The sequence below is a fragment of the Actinosynnema mirum DSM 43827 genome, from assembly GCF_000023245.1.
GTDB lineage: Bacteria > Actinomycetota > Actinomycetes > Mycobacteriales > Pseudonocardiaceae > Actinosynnema > Actinosynnema mirum.
Window position 1 is genome coordinate 7,865,215 of record NC_013093.1, and the last position, 23,668, is coordinate 7,888,882.

General features: G+C 74.2%; 24 protein-coding genes. 4 read left to right on the top strand and 20 right to left on the bottom strand.

The window, feature by feature from the left end:
• Positions 1 to 145: 145 nt before the first annotated feature.
• From AMIR_RS33350 to AMIR_RS33365, 4 genes are all read right to left on the bottom strand, one after another.
• Positions 146 to 796: a fasciclin domain-containing protein gene (locus AMIR_RS33350; RefSeq protein WP_015805407.1), complete on the bottom strand. Its 651-nt coding sequence runs from the start codon at positions 794 to 796 to the stop codon at positions 146 to 148.
• A gap of 82 nt (positions 797 to 878) precedes the next feature.
• Positions 879 to 2,696, bottom strand: coding sequence for a molybdopterin-dependent oxidoreductase (locus tag AMIR_RS33355; RefSeq protein WP_143761000.1), 1,818 nt, complete (start codon positions 2,694 to 2,696; stop codon positions 879 to 881).
• A 61-nt stretch (positions 2,697 to 2,757) separates the two neighbouring features.
• Positions 2,758 to 2,994 (bottom strand): glutaredoxin family protein, encoded by a 237-nt coding sequence (locus AMIR_RS33360; RefSeq protein WP_015805409.1) that lies wholly within the window; start codon positions 2,992 to 2,994, stop codon positions 2,758 to 2,760.
• A 16-nt stretch (positions 2,995 to 3,010) separates the two neighbouring features.
• Complete coding sequence (locus tag AMIR_RS33365; protein ID WP_015805410.1) at positions 3,011 to 4,522, bottom strand: AMP-binding protein; 1,512 nt, start codon at positions 4,520 to 4,522, stop codon at positions 3,011 to 3,013.
• A 191-nt stretch (positions 4,523 to 4,713) separates the two neighbouring features.
• On the opposite strand from AMIR_RS33365, the gene AMIR_RS33370 reads away from it, so the two are divergent.
• The 3 genes from AMIR_RS33370 to AMIR_RS33380 all read left to right on the top strand — a co-directional run bounded on the left by AMIR_RS33370 (position 4,714) and on the right by AMIR_RS33380 (position 7,608).
• Positions 4,714 to 5,367: a sigma-70 family RNA polymerase sigma factor gene (locus AMIR_RS33370; RefSeq protein WP_015805411.1), complete on the top strand. Its 654-nt coding sequence runs from the start codon at positions 4,714 to 4,716 to the stop codon at positions 5,365 to 5,367.
• Between the two features lie 86 nt (positions 5,368 to 5,453).
• Entirely contained in the window at positions 5,454 to 6,683 is a 1,230-nt protein-coding gene (locus tag AMIR_RS33375) for a DUF5667 domain-containing protein (RefSeq protein ID WP_015805412.1), read from the top strand.
• Positions 6,684 to 6,723: 40 nt separating this feature from the next.
• Entirely contained in the window at positions 6,724 to 7,608 is an 885-nt protein-coding gene (locus AMIR_RS33380) for an HAD family hydrolase (RefSeq protein ID WP_015805413.1), read from the top strand.
• Positions 7,609 to 7,755: 147 nt separating this feature from the next.
• On the opposite strand, the gene AMIR_RS33385 is transcribed toward AMIR_RS33380, so the two are convergent.
• The 14 genes from AMIR_RS33385 to AMIR_RS33445 form a co-directional block, all read right to left on the bottom strand.
• Positions 7,756 to 8,754: a lysophospholipid acyltransferase family protein gene (locus AMIR_RS33385; protein ID WP_015805414.1), complete on the bottom strand. Its 999-nt coding sequence runs from the start codon at positions 8,752 to 8,754 to the stop codon at positions 7,756 to 7,758.
• Positions 8,736 to 8,948 carry a hypothetical protein gene (locus AMIR_RS40820; protein WP_041837189.1) on the bottom strand — a complete coding sequence of 71 codons (213 nt, stop codon included), beginning with the start codon at positions 8,946 to 8,948 and terminating at the stop codon, positions 8,736 to 8,738. Before AMIR_RS40820 ends, AMIR_RS33385 begins: the two co-directional genes overlap by 19 nt.
• A complete protein-coding gene (locus tag AMIR_RS33395) occupies positions 8,945 to 9,982 on the bottom strand; it encodes an NAD-dependent epimerase/dehydratase family protein (protein WP_015805415.1) in 1,038 nt (345 codons plus the stop codon). The genes AMIR_RS40820 and AMIR_RS33395 overlap by 4 nt, the downstream gene beginning before the upstream one ends.
• Before the next feature lie 329 nt (positions 9,983 to 10,311).
• Positions 10,312 to 10,413, bottom strand: coding sequence for a 30S ribosomal protein bS22 (locus AMIR_RS37955; protein ID WP_015105422.1), 102 nt, complete (start codon positions 10,411 to 10,413; stop codon positions 10,312 to 10,314).
• Between the two features lie 167 nt (positions 10,414 to 10,580).
• Positions 10,581 to 10,793, bottom strand: a complete 213-nt coding sequence (locus tag AMIR_RS33400; RefSeq protein ID WP_015805416.1) for a helix-turn-helix domain-containing protein — start codon at positions 10,791 to 10,793, stop codon at positions 10,581 to 10,583.
• 181 nt (positions 10,794 to 10,974) lie between these two features.
• Positions 10,975 to 11,787: a pyrroline-5-carboxylate reductase gene (proC, locus tag AMIR_RS33405; RefSeq protein ID WP_015805417.1), complete on the bottom strand. Its 813-nt coding sequence runs from the start codon at positions 11,785 to 11,787 to the stop codon at positions 10,975 to 10,977.
• Between the two features lie 466 nt (positions 11,788 to 12,253).
• Positions 12,254 to 13,060 carry a thioesterase family protein gene (locus AMIR_RS33410; RefSeq protein WP_015805418.1) on the bottom strand — a complete coding sequence of 269 codons (807 nt, stop codon included), beginning with the start codon at positions 13,058 to 13,060 and terminating at the stop codon, positions 12,254 to 12,256.
• A 35-nt stretch (positions 13,061 to 13,095) separates the two neighbouring features.
• On the bottom strand, positions 13,096 to 13,956 hold the full coding sequence (locus AMIR_RS33415) for a proline dehydrogenase family protein (RefSeq protein WP_015805419.1): 861 nt from the start codon (positions 13,954 to 13,956) through the stop codon (positions 13,096 to 13,098).
• Positions 13,957 to 13,966: 10 nt separating this feature from the next.
• A complete protein-coding gene (locus AMIR_RS33420; RefSeq protein WP_015805420.1) occupies positions 13,967 to 14,785 on the bottom strand; it encodes a sugar phosphate isomerase/epimerase family protein in 819 nt (272 codons plus the stop codon).
• Complete coding sequence (locus AMIR_RS36495) at positions 14,782 to 16,224, bottom strand: hypothetical protein (RefSeq protein WP_015805421.1); 1,443 nt, start codon at positions 16,222 to 16,224, stop codon at positions 14,782 to 14,784. Before AMIR_RS36495 ends, AMIR_RS33420 begins: the two co-directional genes overlap by 4 nt.
• Entirely contained in the window at positions 16,224 to 17,234 is a 1,011-nt protein-coding gene (locus tag AMIR_RS33430) for a Ppx/GppA family phosphatase (protein WP_041837190.1), read from the bottom strand. Before AMIR_RS33430 ends, AMIR_RS36495 begins: the two co-directional genes overlap by 1 nt.
• 27 nt (positions 17,235 to 17,261) lie before the next feature.
• On the bottom strand, positions 17,262 to 17,942 hold the full coding sequence (locus AMIR_RS33435) for a response regulator transcription factor (protein ID WP_015805423.1): 681 nt from the start codon (positions 17,940 to 17,942) through the stop codon (positions 17,262 to 17,264).
• Positions 17,939 to 19,123 (bottom strand): sensor histidine kinase, encoded by a 1,185-nt coding sequence (locus tag AMIR_RS33440; RefSeq protein WP_015805424.1) that lies wholly within the window; start codon positions 19,121 to 19,123, stop codon positions 17,939 to 17,941. The genes AMIR_RS33435 and AMIR_RS33440 overlap by 4 nt, the downstream gene beginning before the upstream one ends.
• A gap of 108 nt (positions 19,124 to 19,231) precedes the next feature.
• Complete coding sequence (locus AMIR_RS33445; RefSeq protein ID WP_015805425.1) at positions 19,232 to 20,059, bottom strand: oxidoreductase; 828 nt, start codon at positions 20,057 to 20,059, stop codon at positions 19,232 to 19,234.
• A 78-nt stretch (positions 20,060 to 20,137) separates the two neighbouring features.
• Between AMIR_RS33445 and AMIR_RS33450 the strand changes: the two genes are divergently transcribed.
• Positions 20,138 to 20,773, top strand: coding sequence for a helix-turn-helix domain-containing protein (locus tag AMIR_RS33450; protein WP_015805426.1), 636 nt, complete (start codon positions 20,138 to 20,140; stop codon positions 20,771 to 20,773).
• Positions 20,774 to 20,924: 151 nt separating this feature from the next.
• Here AMIR_RS33450 and AMIR_RS33455 read toward each other — a convergent pair whose 3' ends face one another.
• Positions 20,925 to 21,671, bottom strand: a complete 747-nt coding sequence (locus AMIR_RS33455; RefSeq protein WP_015805427.1) for a phosphoglyceromutase — start codon at positions 21,669 to 21,671, stop codon at positions 20,925 to 20,927.
• Between the two features lie 287 nt (positions 21,672 to 21,958).
• The gene (locus AMIR_RS33460) at positions 21,959 to 23,512 is read right to left on the bottom strand and encodes a 4-coumarate--CoA ligase family protein (RefSeq protein WP_015805428.1); all 1,554 of its coding nucleotides are present in this window, start codon (positions 23,510 to 23,512) and stop codon (positions 21,959 to 21,961) included.
• Positions 23,513 to 23,668 lie beyond the last annotated feature (156 nt).

The window sequence follows — 23,668 nt, forward strand, 5'->3', positions numbered from 1 at the left end:
CCGGGTGAAGTCGGCTAACGCGGTGAGGACACCGGGATCGAGCCCGCCCGCGCCTCCGACCCGCGCTCCGGGCGGACGCCCCGGAAGGCGGCGAGCCGCGGGCCCGTCCCCGGTCCCCGCGGCTCGCCTCCCACTCGCCGCCCGATCAGGCGGCGGGCGGGGTCAGCACGGTGTCGATCACGAACACGGTGGCGTTCTTGGTCGGGATGTTCCCGCACAGGACCTTCGCGTCGTTCACCATCATCGACTCGCCGGAGCCGGTGACCTTGAGCTCCTCGCCGGTCAGCGCCTTGACGGTGCCCGCGGCCTCCAGGCCCTCGGCGTCGTAGCGCTTGCCGACCACGTGGTACTGCAGGACCTTGGCCAGCTCCTCCGGCTTGGACGCCAGCTCCTGGAACTTCGCCTCGCCGAGCGCCTCGAACGCCGGGTCGGCGGGCGCGAACACGGTGATCGCGGTCTGCGCGTTGAGCGTGTCGACCAGGTTCGCCGCCTTCACGGCGGTGACCAGCTTGGTGAGCAGCGGGTTGTTGCTGGCGGCGGTGGCCACCGGGTCGGTGACCATGCCCTCCAGGGAGCCCTTGTTGGACGGGTCCTGCGGGACGCTGGCGCAGCCGGGGCCGAACACGTCCGTGGTCTTCGTGGCGCCGTCCGCACTGCTCATCTGGGTCATGGGCATGGACGACGAGGCGGCGGGCGCGCTGCTCGTCGACGCGGTGTCCCCGCTGCCTCCGCAGGCGGTGAGGGCCAGGGACGCGACCAGCGCGGTTCCGACGAGGGCGAGCTTGCTGTTCCGCACGGCGGATCACTCCTCAGTGAGTTCAACCATCAGTGGATTCCACTGATTCGTTCGACCCAGATCGCTCTGAGGTTCAGTTCTTTCACCCGACCGTGAAAAAAATCGAGTGCCACCCGGTCGCGCCGTCGGGGATCGGGGGCACCCGCTCCTGCGGCTGGGTCCGGCCCTCCAGGTCGGTGGCGCGCACCTCGACGGTGTGCCCGCCGGGCGGCAGGTCCAGCTCGGCCCGCCACATCCGCCAGGTCGAGGCGTTCACCTCGGCGGCCAGCCGCGCGGTCTGCCACGGGCCGCCGTCGGCGCGCACCTCGACCTTGCCCACGCCCACCGGCTGGGCCCAGGCGACGCCGGTCACCACGGCCTTCCCGGTGACCGTGGACAGGCCCTTCGGGCTGTCGATCCGGGACATGACCTTGATCGGCCCGAACTGGCCCCAGCCGCGCTCGCGCCAGTAGCAGGTGCGCTCGGCGAACGTGGTGAGCAGCAGGTCCACGACCCACTTGGTGGCCGAGATGTACCCGTAGAGGCCGGGCACGACCAGGCGGGCGGGGAAGCCGTGCTCGACCGGCAGCGGCTCGCCGTTCATGGCCAGCGCGATCAGGGCGCCCCGGTCGGGCTCCATGACCACGTCGACCGGCGTGCCCGCCGTCCAGCCGTCCGCGCTGGTGGAGAACAGCTGGTCGGCTCCGGGGCGGACGCCCGCCTCCAGCAGCACGTCGCGCAGCGGGACGCCGACGAAGGTGGCGGTGGAGGCGTAGGGGCCGCCGACCTCGTTGGAGACGCAGGTGAGGGTGGTGGTCTGCTCGACGAGGTCGCGCCCCCGCAGGTCCTCGTAGGTGAGGGTGAGCTCGCGGTCGACCAGGCCGTGGACCTTGAGCGACCAGTCCTCGGCGCGGACCTTGGGCACGGTCAGGGCGGTGTCGACGCGGTAGAAGTCGGCGTTCGGGGTGAGGAAGGTCGGGGTGCCCTCGGCGGCGAAGTCGGCGCCGTCCGGGATGGCGGGGGCGCGGACGGCGGGTTCGACGCTGCCGACGGCGGTGCGGGAGCCCTCGACGTCGGTGCGGCTGCCGATGAGCTGGCCGGAGGCCCCGGCGACGACGGCCGCGCCCGCGACGGTGAGGAAGGCTCGGCGGTCGGGGGCGACGGGCTTCTCGGCGGGTTCGGGGGATGCGGGGTCGGGGGCGGCGGGTCCGGGGGCACCGGGTCCTGAGGCGACGGGTCCTGAGGCGACGGGTCCTGAGGCGGCGGGGCCGGGGGCGGCGGGGCCGGGGGCGGTTGGGGCTCCCCCGCGCGGGTCGGGACCGATCAGGTCGTCCTCGGCCGGGACGTCACCGGTTCGGGCGCGTCCGACCGGGTCGGCGTCGGCGGCGTCGAGGGTGGCGTCAGCGGTGCCGTCAGCGGTGCCGTCGGCGGTGGCGCCTGCCGGGGCGGGTCCGGCCGGGGCGCGGTCGAGCGGCTGAGCGCCGCCAGGAGCCGTCGGGGCGCTCGCCCGGCCGTGCAGCCAGCGGAACGCCCCCACGCCCGCCACCAGGCTCGCCAGCGGGGCGAGGACGGCCAGCCTGCCGAGGTCCGGCCGGTACAGCACGGCCGCGATGCCGATCAGGCCCAGCGCGCCCGCCAGCACCGTGCCGGGCAGCGGGGAGCGCCGGGACAGCAGGCCCGCCAGCACCGCGAGCAGGGCGATCACCACCGCCATGCCGAGCAGCAGCACGGGCTTGTCGGCGGTGCCGAACGTGCGGACGGCGAAGTCCTTCACCGGGGTCGGCGTGAAGTCGATCGCGGTGTTGCCGACCGCGAGGTACGGCGAGGCGGACAGCCCCACGAACCCGGCGGCCAGGTGTCCCGCGGCCAGCGCGGCGGCCACCGAGAGCAGCCCGAGCAGTGCGGCCTTCCAGCGAGTCATGCCGGACATTCGACACCGGCTCGGGCCCGGTTCGCGCGGCAGCGCGCGGACTCTCCCCCGGTCAGGCCAGCGCGGCGCGCAGGCGGTCCTCCTCGACCTCCCAGTACCCGTGCTCCTCGCCGTCGACCAGGATCACCGGCACCCGGTCGCCGTACTCGGCGCGCAGCTCCCGGTCCGAGTCGACGTCGACCGCGTCCCACGGCACGCCCAGCTCGCCGCAGATCCGCTCCAAATCCGCCTTGGCCTGCTCGCACGAGTGGCAGTCGACGCGGGTGACGAGGGTGACGTGGTGGCTCACGCCCCCATCCTCCCCCTCAGATCAGCGGCGGTCGGAGCAGGGCCCTCGCGACCTTGCCGGTCGGCGAGTGCGGCAGCGCCGAGGTGAACTCCACCGAGGTCGGGACCTTGAACTTCGCCAGCCGGTCCGCGCAGTGCCCGCGCACCCGCGCCTCGTCCAGCTCGACCCCGTCCGCCAGCGCCAGCACCACCTTGACCGCCTCGCCGGTCCGCTCGTCCGGCACGCCCACCGCCGCCGCCTCCACCACGCCGGGCAGCTCGCGCAGCACCGCCTCCACCTCGTGCGGGTAGACGTTGAACCCGTTGACGATGATCAGGTCGCCCGCCCGGTCGACCAGGTGCAGGTCACCGTCCGCGTCCAGGTAGCCGACGTCGCCGGTGCGGAACCAGCCGTCCTCGGCCGGGCCGTGCGCGCCGTCCGGCCAGTAGCCGCTGAACAGGTTCGCGCCGCGCACCGACACCAGGCCGGTGCCCGGCTCGTCCTCCTCCAGGTCGAGCGGGGAGCCGTCGCTGTCGACCAGGCGCAGCTCGACGCCGGGCAGCGGGCTGCCCACCGACCCCGGCTTCGCCGTGCCCGTGACCAGCGAGGACGTCAGCACGGGACCGGTCTCGGTCAGGCCGTAGCCCTCGTGCACGACCAGGCCCGTCGCGGCGCGCATCCCGGTCAGCACCTCGGGCGGCAGCGGGGCCGCGCCGGAGGTGAACAGGCGCACGGTCGCCAGGTCCGCGCGCAGCCGCGCCACCGGCTGGGCCAGCAGCGCCCGGTACATCGGCGGCACGCCGACCAGCGCGGTCACCCGGTGCTCGCGGATCGCGGTGAGCGCCGCGTCCGGGTCGAACCGCTCGACCAGCACGGCGGTGGCCCCCGCGCCCGCGACCTGGAGCAGGCCGGGGCCGAGCCCGTAGACGTGGAACAGCGGCAGCGCGAGCAGCACCCGGTCCCCGGCGGTCACCGGGGCGGGCCGCAGCTCGGCGCACTGGTCGACGTTGGCCAGCAGCGCCCGGTGCGACAGCATCGCGCCGCGCGGCACGCCCGAGGTGCCGGAGGTGTAGCCGATCACGGCGACGTCCTCGCCGCCCCGGACCGCGTCGACCGGCTCCCCCGAGCCCGCCTCGACGTCCAGCGAGGGCTCGGGCAGCACGGCGACCTGGGGGTCCAGCGGCCCACCCGGCTCGGCGCCCGGCTCGTCCGGGTCGCCGACCAGCAGCCGCGCGCCGCTGTCGGCCAGCAGCCGGTCCAGCTCGCGACGCGGCTGGCCCGCGCCCAGCAGCACCAGGACGCCGCCCGCGCGCAGCGCGCCGAACACCGCCGCGCAGAACGCCGGACCGGTCGGCAGCCGCACCGCGACCCGGTCGCCGGGCCGCAGCCCCGCGCCCACGAGCCTTCGGGCCTCCGCGTCCACCGCCGCGTCGAGCGCGCCCCAGCTCAGGCTCCGCGCGGTGGTGACGTCGACCACGGCCGGGTGTCCCGGTCCCCTGCGCGCGGACTCGCGCACCAGGTCTGCGACGTTGCGGGCGGGAGCGACCAAGGCAGCCTCCTCGTCGGGGACCCTGCGGGACCTGGTCGCAGTCTGGCACGGTCGGACCCGCGCACGTAGTGCCCTCGGGTGACCCCGCTCGCGGAACGCGCGCACCGGTCCCTACTGTCACCGAATCCCTGATACAGAGTGGGGAAACGTATGCTGCGGGAGCGTCGACTCCGTGGAGGTGCCGCGAGCCGATGACCGCGAGGACGCGCGAGAGCAGCGCGAGACCCCGCCGTGGTCTCCGCTCCCTGTGGGGCGGGGGCAGGCGGCCGAGCACTGGCGAGGACGTGGACGGCGACGCGCCGGACGAGCCGTGGGCCCTGGTGCGCGCGGCGCAGGGCGGCGACAAGGAGGCGTTCGGCGCCCTGTACGACCGGTACGTCGACGTGGTGTACCGCTACGTCCTGTTCCGGATCGGGGACCGGACGCTGGCCGAGGACGTGACCAGCGAGACGTTCCTGCGCGCGCTGCGGAGCATCGGGTCGATCAGCTACCAGGGCCGCGACGTGGGCGCCTGGTTCGTCACGATCGCCAGGAACATCGTGTTCGACCACGTGAAGTCCAGCCGGTACCGGTTGGAGATCACCACGGCCGAGCTCGCCGACAACCGCGAGGCGGCGGACGGGCCCGAGCAGGAGGTGCTGGCGCTGGCGACGAGCGAGGAGCTGCTCCGCTGCGTCCGCCAACTGGGCGATGACCAGCGCGAGTGCATTACCCTGCGCTTCATCCAGGGCTTGTCCGTGGCCGAGACCGCGGCGAAGATGGGGCGCAACGAGGGTGCCGTCAAGGCCCTGCAGCACCGCGCGGTGCGCCGGTTGGCCCAACTGCTGCCACAGTGGTTGCGGTGAGCGGCGCCGGACCGCTCGGTCGCGCGTAACCCCGGAACGTCCCGGTTCGTTACTTCGGTGCAGGCACGCTGGTCGGACGGTGCGGGATGGTGGGTAGAGGAATCACGCCGCTGGGGCGTCACGGGGACGACGAGGAGTTCGCCCGCGCTGTCGAGGCGCTGCCGGAGGGCAAGGCGGACCCGGACTTCGCGCGTGAGCTGGCCGTCGTCGAGGTGCTCAGGCGGGCGGCCGAGCAGGGCGGTCCGGACGCGGACACCAGGGCGCGGATGCGCGCGCGGGTGCTGGACGGGATGGCCGCCTCGATCGCCGACACGGCGATCCCGGAGCCGGTGACCGGGGACGCGGACGGCGACGTCCCGGCGGGCGCCGGCTCGGACCGCGGTGGCGTCACCGACCTCGGGGAGCGGCGAAGACGCGGCGGCGCGCGCGGGCGGTTCCTGGTCGCGTCGGCGGCGGCGCTGTGCCTGCTGCTGTCGCTGGCCGGGATGTCGGTCCTGCTGAGCCGGGACGCGCTGCCCGGCGACGCGCTGTACGGGGTCAAGCGGACCGCCGAGGAGGCCCAGCTCGGGCTCACGTTCGCCGAGGACGGCAAGGGGTTCAAGCGGCTGGAGTTCGCCGCGTCCCGGCTGTCCGAGGTCGAGACGCTGGCCGGGCGGGGCCGCGACACCGGCGGCGGGCCGGTCGCCAGCTACCTGACCGCGTTCTCCGACTTCGACGCGGACGCCTCGGCGGGCGCGCGGGCGCTGGTCGCGCACGGCACGACCGTCGACCGGGGCGCGCTCGGCTCGCTGTACGAGTGGGCAGCCGCCCAGTCGCACAAGCTGGACTCGGTGCGCCACGAGCTGCCCGCCGACGCGAACGCGCGCGCGGGCGGGTCGATGGAGCTGCTCGGCCGGATCGGGATGCGCGTGGTCGGCCTGCTGGCGCGCGCCGAGTGCGCGGTGGTGACCTCGGGCACGTCCGACGACCTCGGCCCGCTGCCCGCCGAGCAGGGGTGCGAGCCGGTCGGCCAGGAACCGGGCCCGACGTCGGCGGCCCCGTCCAGCACGTCCTCCGCGCCCGTCCCCGGCACCGGCCAGGTGGGCACCGGCACGACCGGCGCACCGCGCACGACCGGGGCCCCCACCACCGGGGCCGGTCAGCCGCCCGCGGTGACCACCACCCCGAAGGCGGGCCAGCCGCAGACCGACCAGCCCGGCGTGCAGCTCCCGCTGCCGCAGCTCACGGACCTGCTGCCCACCCTCCCGCTGCCGTCGCTGCAACTGCCGCTGCCGCTGGAGCTGCCGGGGCTGTCCGGCATCCTCCCCACCGGCTGATCGCTACTCTTGTCGCATCGAACCCCTGGGAGGCGCTGGAGTGGTGTCGAAGCGTGTGGTGCAGGGCTCGGCCGAGCGCGAGAGGCTCGCCGAACTGGCGGGCGAGGCGTCGGCGGCGGCTGCACTCGCCGACGCACCGGGTCAGGCGGCGTCGGACCTGACGGCAGCCGCCTTCTTCGACGTGGACAACACGATGATGATGGGCGCGTCGATCTTCCACTTCGCGCGCGGGCTCGCGGCCAGGAAGTACTTCAAGAACTCGGACCTGGTGGGCTTCGCCTGGCAGCAGCTGAAGTTCCGGGTCGGCGGCCGGGAGAACCCGCAGAGCGTGAAGGAGTCGCGCGAGCAGGCCCTGTCGTTCGTGGCGGGGCGCAGCGTCGCGGAGATCATCAGCCTCGGCGAGGAGATCTTCGACGAGCTGATGGCGGACAAGATCTGGGCGGGCACGCAGGCGCTCGCGCAGATGCACCTGGACGCCGGTCAGCGCGTGTGGCTCGTGACGGCGACGCCGGTCGAGCTGGCGACGATCATCGCGAGGCGGCTCGGCCTGACCGGGGCGCTGGGCACGGTCGGCGAGAACGTGGACGGGATCTACACCGGCAGGCTCGTGGGCGACCTGCTGCACGGCAAGGCGAAGGCGCACGCGGTGCGCGCGCTGGCCGCGCAGGAGGGCCTGGACCTGCGCAGGTGCACGGCGTACTCGGACTCGGTGAACGACGTGCCGATGCTGTCGGTGGTCGGCACGGCGGTCGCGGTGAACCCGGACTCGGGCCTGCGCGAGACGGCGCGCAAGCGCGGCTGGGAGACGCGGGACTTCCGCACGGCCCGCAAGGCGGCCCGGATCGGGGTGCCGTCGGTGCTGGGCGTGGGCGCGGTGGCCGGGTTGATCGCGGCGGGCGTGGCCTGGCGGCGCGGGCGGTGGTGAGGCGGCGGTGGGACGGCGATGGTGAGCCGGTGGCGGTGAACCGGTGACGCGCCGGGCTTCCCCTCGGGGAGGCCCGGCGCGTGCGTCTCCCGGCTGTGCGGGCTCCGGGCGGGCGGTCGGGCGGCCGGGCAGTCGGGCAGTCGGCGGTCAGCCCAGGAAGATGTTCCGCCGCTGCGCCAGCAGCCGGTACAGCGTCTGCTGGATGGTCTCCCGCACCTGGTCGGTCAGGTTGAACACCAGCATCGGGTCGTCCGCCGCCGACGGGCCGTGCTCGGCGGTGCTGATCGGCTCGCCGAACTCGATGTGCCACTTCGTCGGCAGCGGCACGACGCCCAGGGGGCCGAGCCACGGGAAGAACGGGGTCACCGGGAAGTAGGGGAAGCCGAACAGCCTGGCCAGCGGCTTCAGGTCGCCGATCTTCGGGTAGATCTCCTCGGCGCCCACGATCGAGCAGGGGATGATCGGCACCCCGGTGCGCAGCGCCGCCGACACGAACCCGCCCCGGCCGAACCGCTGCAGCTTGTAGCGGTCGCGGTAGGGCTTGCCGATGCCCTTGAAGCCCTCCGGCCACACGCCGACGACCTCGTCGGACCTCAGCAGCCGCTCCGCGTCCGGGTGGCAGGCCAGGGTCTGGCCGGACTTGCGCGCCACCGCGCCCAGCACCGGCGTCTTGAACACCAGGTCGGCGCCGAGCATCCGCAGGTAGCGGCCCGCCGGGTGCTCCGCGCGCACCGCGTAGGCGGTCATCATCGCGTCGAGCGGCATGGTGCCCGAGTGGTTGGCGACGATCAGCGCGCCGCCCTCGCTCGGGATGTTGTGCACGCCGCTGGTCTCGACCCGGAACCACTTCTCGTACAGCGGCCGGAACACCGGCAGGAGCAGGTTGTCGGTGAGGTCGGGGTCGAAGCCGAACTCGTCCACCTCGTACTCGCCCTGCACCCGCCTGCGCGCGAACGCCAGCAGCTCGGCCAGCCGCTTCTCCCAGTCGGCGGGCTCGGGGACCGACTCGCGCGCCGTCACCCGCTCGGCGTCGGCGGCCAGCTCGCGCGCGGCGCCGTCGAACGGGTCCTCCGGTCGCCGTTCCGCCCCCCGCTCGCGGGAGGCGCGACCACCGCCGCGCAGGGGGATCACCCGTGCCTCGGCCACCCGGTTCCTCCTCCGCTCGCCACCGCCCGCGCCGCCCGTACCGTCCGCACCGAACCGCTCCGCCCGCACCCGACCCGCTCGATCCTCGTCCACCCGGCGACGCCCCGCCGGTCCACGACCCGTCCGGGACCGCCCAGCGGCCCCGCCACCACCACCCGGTCCGACGACCGGTCCACCACCGGCCCGGCGCTCACCGGAACCGCGCCGCCACGTCCAGCACCCCGCGCTCCACCCCGGCCACCAGCTCCGGGTCGATCACCGGCCGCATCCCGCGACCGTTCACGTAGTCGTCGAACGCCTGCTGCGTCGTCCACCGGGGGGTGAACCCGAACTCGTCCTTCAACAGGGTCGTGTCCACCACCCGGCCCCAGTTCAGGAACCGCATCTGGTCCGCCGAGAAGTCCACCAGCCGCGCGCCCCGGAACAACCGGCCCGCCAGCGGCACGGCCGGGCTCGGCACCGGCAGGTTCAGCCGCCCGGCCCGCCGGATGGCCTGCGAGAGCAGCAGCACCCCGTCCCCGCCCGCGTTGTACACGCCGGGCAGGTCCCGCGCGGTCGCCCGCTCCATGATCGCCAGCGCGTCCTCGGAGTGCAGCACCTGCACCCGCGCGTCGTACCCGAGCACGGTCGGCACCACCGGGAGGGCGAAGTACCTGGTCAGGACGGTGTCGATGCGCGGGCCGATGAAGTTGGTGAAGCGCAGCATCGTGACGACCACGTCCGGCCTGCGCCTGCTGAAGCCGCGCACGTAGCCCTCGACCTCGACCGCGTCCTTGCTGTACCCGCTGGTCGGCAGGTCCTTCGGCGCCATGTCCTCGGTGAACACGGCGGGGTCGCGCGAGCTGGACCCGTACACCGCGCTGGTCGACTTGACCACGAGCTTGCGCACGTGCGGCGACTTCTGGCACGCGGCCAGCAGCTGCATCGTGCCGATCACGTTCATCTCCTTGAGCACCGTGCGCCTGGCGGGCCCCGGCGGGTTCGCCGTGACCGAGGCGTGCACGACCGTGTCCACGGCGGCGGAGGAGATGACCTTGGCGATGAGCGGGTTGCGGATGTCGGCGCGGACGAACTCGGCGCGGCCCATGCGGCGCAGCACGTCGCGCGGCGGCGGCTCGGTGTCCACGGCCAGCACCCGCTCGACGCTCGGGTCGGCGGCGAAGCGCGCGGCGAGGTGGCCGCCGAGGAAGCGGCTGCAACCGGTGACGAGCACGACCTTGGGCGCCATTCGACTCCTGTGCCGGGGTGCCTGCGACGGGGGGAGGACGCTGACGGGAGGACGCTTCGGATGCTACGCGCGTGCGGCCGTCCACGACCGCCGCGCGACGGGCGCGGGGCGGGCCGGAGGCGTCGCTCGCGCGGTCCGGTGGACCGGCGGGACGTGGGCCCTGGCGCGTTCGGAGCAGGGGCGGCGCGGGCGTTCGAGCCCTCGCGGACGCACCCCGCAGGCGGTGGCGCTGGACCGGGCGACCCGCGCGGGTCACCCGTCCGGAGCAATACGACTCCGCCGGTCCCCGCAGCTGGGCGGGGACCGGCGGAGTTGAGGACCCGCAGGGGTTACTTGCCGCGCTTGCGACGCTGGACGCGCGTCTTGCGGAGCAGCTTGCGGTGCTTCTTCTTCGACATGCGCTTGCGGCGCTTCTTGATGACCGAGCCCATGCGGGTTCCTTAGCTACTAGACGTCGAGGGACTCCACGCGCTGGTGGAGCACCCACGACGAGGGCGCGCCTACACCAGGCACGAACGGCCTACGAGTTTACCCGCTCGATGGCGAACGCCCGCACCCGGAGTCGCCGAACGGCCACATCCGGCCTCGGCGAACGCCCTCACCCGGCGTCGAAGTACGCGTTGCGCAAGTACTCGTCCACCGCCTTCTCGGGCACCCGGAACGACTTGCCGACCCGCACCGCGGCCAGCTCGCCGGAGTGCACCAGCCGGTACACCGTCATCTTCGAAACCCGCATCACCAGGGCCACCTCGGCGACCGTCAGGAACGTGACCTGCCCGATTCCGGTGCGCGTGTTGTCCTCCGCAGCCATGTCATCACCGCGTCCTTCGACACGCGTCGTGCCGTCGGCTTCCCCACCGGCGGTTCGACACGCACGTGCTCCTCCGAGGGTAACGGGAGTGGTGCGACCGCTGCGACGGCCAACGGCCGGATCGGGGGGTGGGGGTGGTGGGGGTGAGGACGGGGAGGGAGGGGCGGAGGTGGGGGTGGGGTCAGCGGTCCTCGGTGGCCTTGCCCAGTTCGACGGAGCGGTCGCGGGCGGCCTCGATGGCGGCCAGGAGGGCGGCTCGGACGCCGTGCTTCTCCAGTTCGCGGATGGCCATGATGGTAGTCCCGGCGGGCGAGGTGACGGCCTCGCGCAGGATCACCGGGTGCTGACCGCCCTCGTCCAGCATGGCGGCGGCGCCCACTGCGGACTGGATGATCAGCCTGCCCGCCAGGTCGCGCGGGATGCCCAGCAGGATGCCCGCGTCGATCATGGCCTCGACCAGGTAGAAGAAGTACGCCGGGCCCGAGCCGGAGAGGGCGGTCACGGCGTCCTGCTGCGACTCGGGGACGCGGGCGACCTCGCCCACGGTGCTGAGCAGGTCCTCCACGAGCGCGAGGTGCTCCTCGGCGGCGTGGGCGCCGGGGGAGATGGCGCTCATGGCCTTGCCGACGAGCATGGGGGTGTTCGGCATGACCCGGACCACCGGGGTGCCCGCGGGCAGGCGCGACTCGTAGAGGGAGGTCGGCAGACCCGCGCAGAGGGAGACGACCAGGGTGTCGGGCTTGAGGGAGGGGGCGAGGTCGGCCAGGAGCGGCTCGATGTCCTGCGGCTTGACGGCGACGACCAGGACGTCGGCCCGCGCTGCGGCGTCGGGCACGCTGACGGCCTCCACGCCGTACCGGGCGGACAGCTCGGCGCCCCGGCCGGGGTGCTTCTCGGTGAACAGGAGCGAGGCGGCGTCCCGGCCACCGTCCAGCAGGCCGGAGAGCAGGGCCTCACCGATCTTGCCCGCACCCAGCACAGCGATCGTCGTCATGGGGGCAAGGGTGCCATGAGGGGGGAAGAGCTCAAGGGCACGCCTCGCCGGCGGGGCAGGCCTCCAAAAAAGAGGGGACACGGGCTCTGCCGGCCGGTGACTGTTGGGGCGGTGGTGCGGTTTACCCCTGCGGTGGGCGGGGTCCCTCTTCTCCGTGTGGCCTCCTTTCAGGCAAGCACACTTGTCAAGACGCCGTTGGGCTCGGGCGGTCTGCCGGGCGGTGCGGCGGCATCTTGACAAGCGCGCTTGGGCTTCGCCAGGCCACACGGAGAAGAGGGACGCGGGAATGGGCGGCTGCGGGCTCGCTGCGCTCGCCCTGCAGCCCGCGAGGCGGTCAGCGGGCGAGGCGGTCAGCGGGCGAAGCCGTCAGCGGGCGAGGCGGGCAGCTCGCGAAGCGGTCAGCGTGCGAAGCGGTCAGCGTGCGAAGCGGTCAGCGTGCGAGCGGGTGCGTGACGGTTCTGGGCGGTCAGGCGGGGGGTGGGGTGAGTGCCAGTTTGCGGGACTGGAGGACCAGCTTGCCTGCGGCGTCGACGACCACCACGTCCTCGTCGTACCACTGGCCGTGCACGGCGCGGCAGGTCACCTGCAGGCGCAGCCAGCCGCCTGCGGCGGGCACCGAGCGGACCAGCGCGGTCAGCTGCACCGCGGGGGACCAGCCCCGCCTGCCCAGGTTGACCGTCACGGGCACCGGGACATCGCCGGTGACCAGGGCGAAGTACGGGTCCGGCTGCTCGGCCAGCGGGCGCGCCCACAGGCGCAGCAGGAGCGGGCCCGCGGCCCGGCCGCGCAGGAAGCCTGCGCTGACCGGGTCCAGGCGCAGCTCGCACGCGCCCGCCAGGCGCAGGCCGCCCTCCGGGGCCAGCGCGGACACGTCCACCGCGTCCTGCGGGGGCGACGCGGCCAGGTCCGGCAGGTCCGCGTACTCCACCGACGTGGGCGGGGCGCCCACCGTCACGGCGGCCTCCACGCAGGTCTGGCCGCGCTGCTCCAGCGCGCACGTCACCACCGCCGCCGCCCGGCCCGCCCTGCGGACCGAGGTGCGGATCAGGACGGGGCCCACCTCGGCGGCGCGCAGGAACTGGGCCGAGACCGCCAGCGGCGCCGGGGCGGGCTGGGCGCCCGGCGCGGTCGCGGCGTGGGCGGCGGCGCGGGCCAGCACGGCCAGCAGGAAGCCGCCGTGCGGGGACTGGCCGGTGGTCCACTCCGCGGGCAGCGCCGCGGTGTAGGTGCCGTCGCCCAGCGGGCGGACGGCGCTGGCCTGGGAGAACTGCACGGTGCTCCTCGGGGTGGGCGCGGGGCCTCTGGGGCTCACGCGCGGCCGACCAGGCCGCGCAGCAGGAGCGCGACGTCGGCCGGGCGCTCGACCACCCGGTCCAGGCGGTCGGCCCACGCCGGGCCGTACGGGGCGCGCACGCGCACCACGTCGCCCGCTGCCGCCAACCGGTCCCGCTCCGCCGTGCGCACGCCCAGCGGCAGTTGCAGCTCGTACTCGCCGGGGTCCCGGCCGAACCAGCGGGCGCGCTCGCCCGCGATCTCCAGCAGCCTCGGGTCGTGCGTGGCGAACACCGGGGCGCCGTCCGCCTCCAGCAGGAGGTTCAGGCAGCGCACGTAGGCCAGGTCGGCGGCGTGCGGGTCGGTGCGGGCCACCGAGCCCGGCTCGCGCGGGCCGCCCCGGTCAAGTCGGACGCGGCTGCCCGCGAGCGCCGCGCAGTCCTCCTCGGCGCGCAGCAGCGCGGCCCGCACTGCCACGGCGGTGCCCGGCCACTCGCGGCGCACCTCGCCGAGGACGCGCAGGAGGGCGTCGACGTCCACGTGGTCGTCGGCCTCCAGGGTGACCGTGGTGCCGCACTGGGCGGCTGCGGCTGCGAGGCGGGAGGCGTTGTCCAGGGCCAGGCGCTCGTCCACGAGCAGGCCGACGGCGCTGAGCGGCACGGCCACGTCGGTGTCGCAGGCCAGGCCGGTGGCGTGCAGCAGGTCGAGCAGCTCCAGGTCGGCCTGGACCGAGGACTCGGCGGACTCCCGGTCGGCCGAGGGGCCCGCGCAGTGCTCCAGGGTCACCCGGAAGCCCAGGTCGACCAGCGAGGTGGCGGTGGCGACGGCGTCGGAGCCGGTCAGGCCGGCCGCGAACCTGCGCGCGGCGGACGGGAGCAGCGCGCGGGGCGGTTTCACGATCAAGAGGTTAGCGCCACTCCAGGTGCAGGCGCGCGAAGAGGAGCGCCTCGTTCAGCATCTCGGTGCGCTCGGCGGTGCTCCTGGCCTTGCGGGTGTTCACCTCCAGCACCACCTGCCCGGCGAACCCGCCGCTGGCCAGGCCCTCGCACAGCTGCGCGCACGGCTGGTTGCCCCGGCCGGGCACCATGTGCTCGTCCTTGGACGCCCCGCTGCCGTCCGCCAGGTGCACGTGGGTGAGCCCGTCGCCCATCCGCTTGGCCAGCTCCAGCGCGTCCATCTGCGCGGCGGCCGTGTGGGACAGGTCGAGCGTGTAGTGCCGGTGCCCGACGTCGGTCGGGTCGATCGAGGGCTTGAACGCCGTCATGGCCACCGACCGGCCCCGGCCGAGGCCGCTGCGCACCGGGAACATGTTCTCGACGGCGATCGCGATGCCGGTCTGGTCCTCCAGCTCGGCCACCAGCGCCGGGAACACCTCGGCGTAGCGGCGCTGCCAGATGAACGGCGGGTGCAGCACCACGGTCGGCGCGCCCAGCTCGGTGGCCGCGCGCACGCTGCGCCGCAGCCGCTCCACCGGGTCGGACGACCAGACCCGCTGGCTGATCAGCAGGCACGGGGCGTGCACGGCCAGCACCGGGACGCCGCTGCGCTCGACCAGCCTGCCGAGCGCGGCCACGTCCTGGCTGACCGGGTCGGCCCAGACCATGACCTCGACGCCGTCGTAGCCCAGCTCGGCCGCCGACTCGAAGGCGGAGGCGGCGGGCTGGGGCCACACCGAGGCGGTGGAGAGCCCGACCGGGATCTTCCTGGCCGGCGGCCTCCCGCTCACGACTTCACCAGCAGCATCGCCGCGGGGGACACCGTGACGATCAGGCCGACCAGGACCGCGAGCACCGTGGTGCCCAGGTCGTCGGCGCGGCGGATGCGGCGCACCAGCAGCACGAGGCCGACCGTGACGGCCAGCGCGACGACGAGCGCGGCGGGCGCGAGGGTGCGCCACAGGAAGCTGAACCCGAGCCACAGCGCCGCGCCGCCGACCACGCCGACGGCGAGCTGGCCGATCATGACCAGCCACTCCTTGGCGGGCGAGCGCGGGGCCTCGTCCTCGTCCAGCTCGTCCACGTCGGACAGGCCCGCCGGGCCGTCGGACGCGGCCTTGCGCGCCTTCTTGGCCTTCTTGGGCCTCGGCTCGTCGTCGGGGTCGACCTCGTCGTCCTCGTCCACGAGCTCGTGGAACTCGGTGCCCTGCTGGAGCTGCGCGTCGCCGCCCTGCGGGGGCTTGGGCGCGCCGGGCGGGGTGTCCGAGTCGAGCGCGTCGCCGAACCAGTCCTCGGAGGTCTGGTCGGGCAGCGGCTCGGGCATCCGCGAGGGCGCGGGCGGCACGATCAGCACCGACTCGGTCGGCATCGACTCCAGCGGCACGTTCGGCACCAGCTGGTCGGGGACCCTCGGCAGGATCTCGGTGACCGCCTCGCGCGGCGGCGCGCCCGGCCGTCCGGGGGCGGGCGGCCTGGCGGCCGGGTTCAGCCGGTCGACGGGTCGCTCGGGCGCCTCGACGCCCTGCATGTCCAGCTGGGTCGCCTCGGCCGACGCCGGGGGGGCGCCACCGAGCCGGTCGGCCACGGGGCGCTCCAGCGCGGTGCGCTCGGCCACGCGCTGCGCCTCGGCCTGCGCCTGCTTGCGGGCGCGCCGGGACGCGGGCATGGGGGGCGGCGGCGGGGGCTCGTCGTCGACGATCGGGGGGACCACGCGGGTCTCCTCGGCCGGGTCGACGGCGGGACCGCGTCGCACCGGCGGCGGAGGGGCGACCGGCGGGGGCGGCAGGGGCGCGACCGGAGGCTGGTAGGTGGTGCGCTCCTCCTGGTAGCCGCGCTGCTCGTCCTGGTGACCGCGCTCGTCGTACCCGGCCCGCTCGTCGTAGCCCGCGCGCTCGTCCTGGTAGCCGCGCTCCTCCTGGTAGGGGGCGTGCTCCTCGACCGGCGGCTGCGGCTGACGCCGGGGCGGGCGCTGCGGCAGCCCCGGCGCCGCGCGCGGCGGCGCGGGGGGCGGCGCCTCCGGCACGTCCTCCTCGCGGACCGGCGCCATGCGGGCGCTGTCCGTCGAGACGCGGTCGATTATCGCCTGCGGTCCCGTGGTCTCCGAGGCGTCTTCCTCCGCGCGGCGGCGCCTCCTGCGGGGCTTGGCGTCTTCCCCCGCCTTGCCGCCGTACTGGGCAAGCAGCTCCGCGACCGTGCGCGTGGTCTGCTCCGACTCGCTCTCTCGACTCATCAACTCCACCGTGCCCCGTGGCGGCCAGTCCGTCCAGTCTCACCCGACCGCTTGGTGGGCGCCTCGGCGGTGTCCTGCTCCGGACCACCAGTCTGGTCCAGTCGGCGCAGGATGACACCCTCCCTCAGCGCCCACGGGCAGATCTCCAGCTCACCGAGTGACAGGGCCCGCATGGCGGCCTCGGCCACCAGCGCGCCCGCCACGAGCTGGTGCGCGCGCGACGGGCTCACCCCCTCCAGCTCGGCGAGGTCGTGCGACGACATCCGCGAGATGAACGCGATGAGCTGCCGCAGTCCCGCGGCGGTCAGCACGCGGCGCGCGCGCGGACCGGCGGACGACGGCGCGGCCCCGGTGAGGCGCGCCAGCGTGCGGAACGTCTTCGACGTGGCGACGGCCCGGTCGGGCCGCCCTCCCGCCAGCAGCTCCCGCGCGACCGGGACCAGCTGCCCGTCCAGCCACTCGGAGGTCTCGCGGATCTCGGTCCTGCCCGGCGGGTCCTTGCGGAACCGGGTGCGGGTCACCCTGCCCGCGCCCAGCGGGACGGACAGGGCCGTCTCCGGCTCCTCGTCCATCCCCGTCGCCAGCTCCAGCGACCCGCCGCCGATGTCCAGGCACAGCAGCCTGCCCGCCGACCAGCCGTGCCAGCGGCGGACCGCCAGGAAGGTGTACCGCGCCTCGTCCTCCCCCGAGAGGACCTTCAGCTCGACGCCGGTCTCCTCGCGCACCCGCTCCAGCACGGCGGCGGAGTTGCCCGCCTCGCGCACGGCGGAGGTGGCGAACGCCATCAGCTCGGCGCAGCCGAGCCGCTCCGCGGAGACCTTGGCCGCCGCGACCGCGCGGACCAGGTGGTCCGCGCCCGCACGGCTGAGGTCGCCCCGCCCGTCGAGCTGCTCCGCCAGCCGGAGGACCGACTTCTCGGAGCGGGCGGGCGTTGGGTGGGCACCACGATGCGCGTCCACCACCAACAGGTGGACCGTGTTGGAACCGACGTCAAGCACCCCGAGGCGCACGCGGAGCACCGTACCCGGTCGGGTGGATCAGGACTCGAACTTGTAGCCCAGACCTCGCACGGTAACCAGGTGACGGGGGGTGGCGGGGTCGGGCTCGACCTTGGACCTGAGCCGCTTGACGTGCACGTCCAGCGTCTTCGTATCACCGACGTAGTCCGCGCCCCACACCCGGTCGATGAGCTGACCGCGCGTGAGCACCCGGCCCACGTTGCGCAGGAGGTACTCCAGCAGGTCGAACTCCTTGAGGGGCAGCGCGACTTCTTCACCGTTGACAGTCACGACGTGCCGCTCGACGTCCATCCGGACCGGCCCCGCCTCCAGGACCTGCGGCAACAGCTCCTCGGACTCGCCGCCGCGGCGCAGCACGGCGCGGATCCGGGCGATCAGCTCGCGCGCGGAGTAGGGCTTGGTGACGTAGTCGTCGGCGCCGAGCTCCAGCCCGACCACCTTGTCGATCTCGCTGTCCCGCGCCGTGACCATGATCACCGGGACGGCCGAGCGCTGGCGCAGCTGCTTGCAGACGTCGGTGCCGCTCATGCCGGGGAGCATCAGGTCGAGCAGGACGATGTCGGCGCCGTTGCGGTCGAACTCCTCCAGCGCCTCGGGGCCGGTGGCGGCCAGCGCGGCGGTGAAGCCCTCCTTGCGGAGCAGGAAGGCGAGCGGATCGGCGAAGGACTCCTCGTCCTCCACGATGAGCACCCTGGTCACAGCTCTCCTCCGTGGTTGCCCGCGCCGGTGGTGGCGCGCGCGGCCGGTTCCCGGTCGGGAACGTCGTTCTGGGCCGTGCGGTCGGCCGGGATGCGCAGCGTGAAGGTCGAGCCGGTGCCCGGACGGCTCCACAGCCTCACCTCGCCGCCGTGGTTGTTGGCCACGTGCTTGACGATGGCCAGCCCGAGGCCGGTGCCGCCGGTGGCGCGCGAGCGCGCCCGGTCGACCCGGTAGAAGCGCTCGAACACGCGGGTCTGCTGGTCCTCGGCGATGCCGATGCCCCGGTCGGTGACGGCGATCTCGACGCAGCCGTCGACGAGCCTGCGGCTGACCGAGACGGGGCTGCCGGGCGGGGAGTACGCGATGGCGTTCTCCAGCAGGTTGCTCAGCGCGGTCACCAGGAGGGTGCGGTCGCCCTCGACGGACAGGCCGCTCGCGTCGTCGGTGCCGACCTTGATGCCCGCGGACTCGGCGGACAGCCGGGTGCGGCTGAGCGCCTCGGAGACGACCACGTCCACGTCCACGTCGCTCAGCTCGGGCAGCCGCTCGGCGCCCTGCAGCCGGGAGAGGGCGATCAGCTCGGTGACCAGGGCGCCCAGCCGGGTGGCCTCCTGCATGATCTTCGCGCTGAACCGGCGGACCTCCTCCCGGTCGTCCGCGGCGTCGAGCACGGCCTCGGCGAGCAGCGCGAGCGCGCCCACCGGGGTCTTGAGCTCGTGGCTGACGTTCGCGACGAAGTCCCGGCGGGTGGCCTCCAGGCGCACCGACTCGGACTCGTCGGAGGCGTCCACCACGACGAACTCGTCGGTCAGGACCATGACCCTGGCGTGCACGGCCTCCGGCTGGCGCCCCCTGACCTCCAGGGGCGACAGGTCGACGGCGACGGGCTCGCCGGTGGCGCGGGTGCGCTCGGCGGCGGTCCGCGCCCGGTCGTCGACGCGGTTGTTGCGCACCACGCCGAGGTCCTCGGCGCGCTGGTTGTGCAGCACCACGTCGCCGAAGCCGTTGAGCACGACGATGCCGTCGTGCGAGGACCGGACGACCATGGCCATGAGGTCCGCCACGGTCAGCCCGGCGGGGCGGCTGTTCTTCCCGCGCGCCGAGACGCGTCCGAGGAAGAACGCCGCACCGCCGATCAGCAGGACGCCGATCGCCAGGGCGAGGTAACCCGCTGCGCTCACCCACGCATCGTAAGCAGCCCTACAGGGGTTCGGCCTAGTGCGCGTGCGCGGTTCGTGATGCCCACGACACCGTTAGCGGGTCAAGTTCGCCCGTGCGATAGCCCTAGTTCACCCACTCGTGTCCAAGTCGGCCATGTCCTGTTCGGACAGCCGCAACTGGCCGGCCGCCGTGTTCTCCTCCAGGTGACGCACGGACGACGTGCCGGGGATCAGCAGCACGTTCGGCGCGCGGTGCAGCAGCCAGGCGAGGGCGACCTGGCGGTCGGTCGCGCCGTGGCGCTCCGCGACCGCGGCGAGCGCCGCGTACTGGAGCGGGGAGAAGCCGCCGAGGGGGAAGAACGGGACGTACGCGATGCCCTCGGCGGTGGTGTGGTCGAGCAGCGCGTCGTCCTCGCGCTGGGCGATGTTGTACATGTTCTGCACGCACGCGACGGGCGCGATCGAGCGCGCCTGGTCCACCTGGGACCGGGTGGCGTTGCTGACGCCCAGCTCGCCGATGAGGCCCTGCTCGCGCAGCTCGGCGAGCACGGTGAACTCGCGCTCGACGTCGCGGTCCTCGGGGCCGTGCGGACCGCCGACGCGCAGGTTCACCACGTCGATCCGGTCGACGCCGAGGGTGCGCAGGTTGCTGTGCACGGCCTCGCGCAGCTGGTCGGAGCCGTGGGCGGGCACCCAGTCCTTGGCCTCGTTGCGCACGTAGCCGACCTTGGTGACCAGCACCAGGTGCTCCGGGTACGGGTGCAGGGCCTCCTTGATGAGCTCGTTGACGACGTGCGGGCCGTAGAAGTCGCTGGTGTCGAGGTGGTCGATCCCCAGTTCGACGGCGCGGCGGAGCACGGCGACGGCGGCGGCGGGGTCGGCGGGCGGTCCGTAGACGCCGGGGCCCGCGAGCTGCATGGCCCCGTAGCCGACCCGGTTGAGCTTGAGCATGTCCATGGCCGGAGAGCCTGCCCCCCGACGGCAGCGGCTGTCATCCGGTGGCAGCTTCCTGCCATCCTCGGTGGGGTGAGCGGGATGACCGGCGGGGTTGCCGTGGTGCACGGCGAGGCGGAGCTGTACGACCGGACGGCGCACCTGTTCGCGTCGGCAAAGACCCTGTCGTGCGCGGCGAACGAGCTGGTCACGTGGGTCGCGGCGCACCGGGGCGGGGTGATGTCGCGGCAGCGGCGCAGGACCGGCGTGCGCAAGCTGTTCCGGCTCGGCGCGCTGCTCGACCCGGCGTGGGCCGGGCACGTCGAGGCGGTGCTGTCGGCGGGCGCGCGGGTGCGGCTGTCCCGGCACGAGGTGAACGAGACGATCCTGCTGGACGACCGGGTGGCGATCCTGGCGGGCGACCGCTCGCGCGGGCCGCGCGGGTACACCGTGGTCACCGAGCCGCAGCTGCTGAGCGGGATCACCTCGCTGTTCGAGGCGGCGTGGGGGTCCGGGGACGAGCTGTCCGAGCACGCGGGGGCGATGGCGGAGCTGCGGGCGGTCGCGCCGGGGGTGGCGGACGCGCTGAACCGGGGGTGGACGGACGACGCGGCGGCGCGGGAGCTGGGGATGTCGGTGCGCACCTACCGGCGGCGGGTGGCGGACCTGATGGCGGCGCTGGGCGCGTCGTCGCGGTTCCAGGCCGGGGCGCGGGCGCGGGAGCTGGGGTTGTTGTGACCGGTGGTGGGTGGGGGTGGGGTTCCGGGTGTGGCCCCGGATGTGGCCTTGGATGTGGCCTCGGATACGGCCTTGGATACGGCACAGCCCCGGTTCAGCGCTGATGTCAGCGCTGAACCGGGGCTGGATCAGCTCGTGCCGGTGACCGGGGTCAGCGACCCTGGTTGGCGACGGCCTTGATGGCGTCGGCCGCGGCGTCCGGGTCGAGGTAGGTGCCGCCGGGGTTGGTCGGCTTCAGGTCCTCGTCCAGGTCGTAGCGCAGCGGGATGCCCGTGGGGATGTTCAGGCCCGCGATGGCCTCGTCGGAGACGCCGTCGAGGTGCTTGACGAGGGCGCGCAGCGAGTTGCCGTGCGCGGCGACCAGCACGGTCCTGCCCGCGCGCAGGTCGGGCACGATCTCGGTCTCCCAGTACGGGATCATCCGCTTCACGACGTCGAGCAGGCACTCGGTCGGCGGCAGGTCGGGCCCGAGGCCCGCGTAGCGCGGGTCGGCGTCCTGGCTGAACTCGGTGCCGGGCGTGATGGGCGGCGGCGGGGTGTCGTAGGAGCGGCGCCAGAGCATGAACTGCTCCTCGCCGAACTCCTCCAGCGTCTGCTTCTTGTTCTTGCCCTGCAGCGCGCCGTAGTGCCGCTCGTTCAGGCGCCAGTCCCGGCGGACCGGGATCCAGTGCCGGTCGGCGGCGTCGAGCGCGAGGTTCGCCGTGGCGATCGCGCGGCGCAGCAGCGAGGTGTGCACCACCTCGGGCAGGAGACCTGCGTCGCGCAGCAGGGCGCCACCGCGCTTCGCCTCCTGAACGCCCTTCTCCGACAGGGGGACGTCCACCCAGCCGGTGAAGAGGTTCTCCGCGTTCCACACGCTCTCGCCGTGGCGGAGCAGCACCAGGGTTCCGACAGCCATGGCGCCAGCCTGCCAGATGGGTGACGGGGGCGCGCCGGGGCGGGGCTGAACCGATCGAGGAGCCGCACGGCCGGTCGCCCGCGGTGGCGGAACGCGGCCGTTCGGGCGCGGAACGCAGGCGCCGCAGGGGGAATCGGGTGAGCGGGGCGGCCCACCCGGTCACCCGCGGGGCCGCCGCGCGGGCGGCCGAGGGCCGCTCGTCGACCGTCCCGGCCGGACGGACCCGTTCGGGAGAGCTAAGTCACACGGGTGGTGGGACCGCGGGCGCCGCGGCCCCACCGCCGCCGTCACGCCCGCTCGCGCGCCCTCAGGTCCTTGCGCAGGATCTTCCCGGACACCGACTTCGGCACCGCGTCGATGAACTCCACCGCCCGCACCTTCTTGTGCGGCGCGACGCGCTCGGCCACGTAGGACATCACCCCGGCCGCGTCCAGCTCCGCGCCCGGCTGGCGCACCACGAACGCCTTCGGGATCTCCTCGCCGTCCGCGTCGCGCGAGCCGATGACCGCCGCGTCCGCGATGGCCGGGTGGGTCAGCAGCAGGGCCTCCAGCTCGGCGGGCGGCACCTGGTAGCCCTTGTACTTGATCAGCTCCTTGACCCGGTCGACGATCGACACGTGCCCGTTCGCGTCGATCTCCGCGACGTCGCCGGTGCGCAGCCAGCCGTCCTCGTCGAGGGTCGCGGCGGTGGCGTCCGGGTTGTTCAGGTAGCCCTTCATCACGTTCGGGCCCCGGCACCACAGCTCGCCGCGGTCGGCCACGTCCTCGCCGGTGGCCGGGTCGACCAGGCGGCACTCCATGTTCGGGATCAGCACGCCGACCGTCCCGATCGGCACGTCCAGGGCGTCCGCGGGCGTCGCGTGGCTGACCGGGCTCATCTCGGTCATGCCGTAGCCCTGCACCACCCGGCAGCCCAACCGGGCGGCGACCGCCTCGCCCAGCGCGGCGTCCAGCGGGGCCGCGCCGGAGAACACGGTGTCCACGGCGGACAGGTCGTACTGGTCGACCAGCGGGTGCTTGGCCAGCGCCACCGCGACCGGCGGCGCGATGTAGACCCGGTCGGTGCGGTGCTCGGCGATGACCCGCAGGAACTCCGGCAGGTCGAACCTCGGCATCGTCACCACCCGCGCGCCGACCGCGAGGGACATGTTCATCAGCACGTTCATCCCGTAGATGTGGAAGAACGGCAGCACCGCGAGCACCCGGCTGTCCGGCCCGAGGCCGAGCGCGGGCTCGCACTGGGCGACGTTGGCGACCAGGTTCCGGTGGGTGAGCATGACGCCCTTGGCCCGGCCGGTGGTGCCCGACGAGTACGGCAGCACGGCCAGGTCCTCGGGGCCCGCCAGGTCCTCGGGGGCCGGGTCCCGGCAGGCCAGCAGGTCGGCCGCGCTCGGGTAGCCCTCGGCGCCGTCGAGCACGACGACGTCGGCGACGCCCGCCTTCTCGGCCGCGGCGGCCGACTGCGGCAGCAGCGGCGACACGGTGAGCAGCAGCGTCGCGCCCGCGTCGGCGAGCTGGTGGGCGATCTCGTCGACCGTGTAGAGCGCGTTGACCGTGGTGACGGTGGCCCCGGCGCGCAGCACGCCGTGGAACGCGGTGGCGTAGGCGGGGGTGTTCGGGCTGATCAGGCCCACGACGTCGCCCCTGCCGACCCCGCGCGCGGCGAGCCCCGCGGCGAACCGCTCGACCGAGGCGGCGAGCGCGGCGTAGGTGGTCTCGGCGCCGGTCGCGCCGTCCACCAGCGCGACGCGCTCGGCGCGCTCGCCCAGGTCCTCGAACAGGTAGCGGTGCAGCGGGAGGTCCGGGACCACGACATCGGGGAGCGGACTGCGGAAGACCATGGGCGGTGCCTCATTCGCTCGGCGGCTTCGGACGTCATAGTGATCCAAGCCACACGATCGGGTCAAGACACGCGGAGTGACGACTACGCCGTTACTTAACTCGGCTAATAACACTCGAACGGCGTAAAGGAAAGTCTTGTGGTGATCGCCGCCGAT

What these genes read in the sequence shown, in the direction of transcription:
- AMIR_RS37955 (WP_015105422.1), bottom strand. Translation starts at nt 10,413, where the DNA reads ATGGGCTCGGTCATCAAGAAGCGCCGCAAGCGCATGTCGAAGAAGAAG.
- AMIR_RS33375 (WP_015805412.1), top strand. Translation starts at nt 5,454, where the DNA reads ATGGTGGGTAGAGGAATCACGCCGCTGGGGCGTCACGGGGACGACGAG.
- AMIR_RS33355 (WP_143761000.1), bottom strand. Translation starts at nt 2,696, where the DNA reads ATGACTCGCTGGAAGGCCGCACTGCTCGGGCTGCTCTCGGTGGCCGCC.
- AMIR_RS33445 (WP_015805425.1), bottom strand. Translation starts at nt 20,059, where the DNA reads ATGGACATGCTCAAGCTCAACCGGGTCGGCTACGGGGCCATGCAGCTC.
- proC (WP_015805417.1), bottom strand. Translation starts at nt 11,787, where the DNA reads ATGACGACGATCGCTGTGCTGGGTGCGGGCAAGATCGGTGAGGCCCTG.
- AMIR_RS33455 (WP_015805427.1), bottom strand. Translation starts at nt 21,671, where the DNA reads ATGGCTGTCGGAACCCTGGTGCTGCTCCGCCACGGCGAGAGCGTGTGG.
- AMIR_RS33370 (WP_015805411.1), top strand. Translation starts at nt 4,714, where the DNA reads ATGACCGCGAGGACGCGCGAGAGCAGCGCGAGACCCCGCCGTGGTCTC.
- AMIR_RS36495 (WP_015805421.1), bottom strand. Translation starts at nt 16,224, where the DNA reads ATGAGTCGAGAGAGCGAGTCGGAGCAGACCACGCGCACGGTCGCGGAG.
- AMIR_RS33400 (WP_015805416.1), bottom strand. Translation starts at nt 10,793, where the DNA reads ATGGCTGCGGAGGACAACACGCGCACCGGAATCGGGCAGGTCACGTTC.
- AMIR_RS33450 (WP_015805426.1), top strand. Translation starts at nt 20,138, where the DNA reads ATGACCGGCGGGGTTGCCGTGGTGCACGGCGAGGCGGAGCTGTACGAC.
- AMIR_RS33395 (WP_015805415.1), bottom strand. Translation starts at nt 9,982, where the DNA reads ATGGCGCCCAAGGTCGTGCTCGTCACCGGTTGCAGCCGCTTCCTCGGC.
- AMIR_RS33460 (WP_015805428.1), bottom strand. Translation starts at nt 23,512, where the DNA reads ATGGTCTTCCGCAGTCCGCTCCCCGATGTCGTGGTCCCGGACCTCCCG.